The 1,575-nt window shown below is 69.3% G+C and carries 1 protein-coding gene and 1 pseudogene; both read right to left on the reverse strand.

The features are described 5' to 3' along the window. Positions 1 to 113: 113 nt before the first annotated feature. Positions 114 to 869 carry a class II glutamine amidotransferase gene (locus FKP22_RS29825; RefSeq protein ID WP_141291840.1) on the reverse strand — a complete coding sequence of 252 codons (756 nt, stop codon included), beginning with the start codon at positions 867 to 869 and terminating at the stop codon, positions 114 to 116. 2 nt (positions 870 to 871) lie between these two features. Further along, positions 872 to 1,575 (reverse strand): annotated as a pseudogene (locus FKP22_RS33075) (NAD(P)/FAD-dependent oxidoreductase); the annotation flags it as partial.

Genomic DNA, 1,575 nt, shown 5'->3' on the forward strand with positions numbered 1-1,575 from the left:
TCGGCGGCATCGTCATGGCGCCAGCATCTCGCAGCCGCTGGCGCAGCGGCGCTGCGAGGCGGCGGACGGCCGGTGCGGGCGCACGAATGGCAGCAGCGGCGCATGAGCTGCGGTCAGCCCAGCGGCTGGCCGTCAACGAAAACCTTCAGCTCGCCGCAGGTGAAGGCGGTCCAGGCTTCGTGCTGGGTCAGCGGTTCGGTGGCGATCACGGCCACGCGGTCCTTGGGCGTGGTGTGGTGGGCAAAGTCCACGCTGAGGTCCTCGTCGCGCAGCGCGACTGCGCCGAACGGATGCTGGCGCACGACCCAGTGCAGGTGGGTGGACGCGTGGGCCCACAGCGCCTGGCCGTTGGACAGCAGCATGTTGAAGGTGCCGTGGCGGTGCAGCGTGGGCATCAGCTCGGCCAGCGTGCGCGTCAGCTCGGCTATGGCGGGCACGCCGGCATGCGCCTTGGCGAGCTCCTGCATCAGCCAGCAGAAGGCGCGCTCGCTGTCGGTGTCGCCCACCGGGCGGAACGCGGCGTGCAGGCGTGGGTGGAAGTCCACCAGGTTGCCGTTGTGCGCGAACACCCAGTAGCGGCCCCACAGCTCGCGCTGGAACGGGTGGGTGTTCTCCAGCGCCACGCGGCCCTGCGTGGCCTTGCGGATGTGGGCGATGACGTTGTCGCTGCGGATCGGGTAGGTCTTGACCAGTTGCGCCACCGGCGACTGCCGGGCGCTGTGGTGGTCCACGAAGAGGCGCACGCCGCGGTCCTCGAAGAAGCCGATGCCAAAGCCGTCCTTGTGCTCGTCGGCGCGCGTGGCCAGGCCGGTGAAGCTGAACATCACGTCGGTCGGCGTGTTGGCATTCATGCCGAGCAGCTGGCACATGCTCAAACGCCGATCATCGCGCGCGCCAGGCCACGCACGGTCACCAGGCTGCCTGGGTTGCTGGTCTCGTCGAGGATCTTGGCCATGCGACCGCGCAGGAAGGCGCTGTGGCGGCCGCGCCAGATCAGCAGGTCGGCCAGCCAGGGGTGGCTGTTGATCAGGTTGGCCTTCTCGTACAGCGCGAAGCGCGGCTGCAGCGCGCGCAGCCGCGCTTCGTAGGCGGCGCGCTGAACGCCTTCGTCTTCGGCCACCAGCAGCGCCTCGGCGGCCAGCATGCCGGTTTCCATGGCCTTGCCAATGCCTTCGCCGGTGAAGTGGTAGGTGGCACCAGCGGCCTCGCCGGTGACCAGCACGCCCGGCGCGCTCCACTTCGCGCCGCCCAGCGAGCAGCGCAGTGGCGCGCCCTTGAGTGCCCAGCCGCTGGCCTCGCGTTTCACGTCGCCCAGCACTTCGCCGTCTTGCATCAGCAAGCGAGCGGGTTCGTAGGCTTCGAGGAAGGCATTGAAGACCTGGCGCAGATTGGGGGCCGCTTCGGCGTCGGTCTGGAACAATCCCACGCCGATGTTGAACACGCTGTCCTTCATCGGGAAGATCCAGCCGTACCCCGGCCGCAGCTTCTGGTGCCAGACCAGCTCCAGCCCGCGGATGCGGTCCACCAGCGACTGGCAGCGCACATGGGCGCGCAGCGCAATCGCGCTGGGCGTGC

It is taken from the genome of Ideonella azotifigens, assembly GCF_006519715.1.
In the GTDB taxonomy this organism is placed as follows: Bacteria; Pseudomonadota; Gammaproteobacteria; order Burkholderiales; family Burkholderiaceae_C; genus Ideonella; species Ideonella azotifigens.

Bases quoted from the DNA above. Each gene is read 5' to 3' on its own strand.
- FKP22_RS29825 (WP_141291840.1), bottom strand. From the start codon at position 869: ATGTGCCAGCTGCTCGGCATGAATGCCAACACGCCGACCGACGTGATG.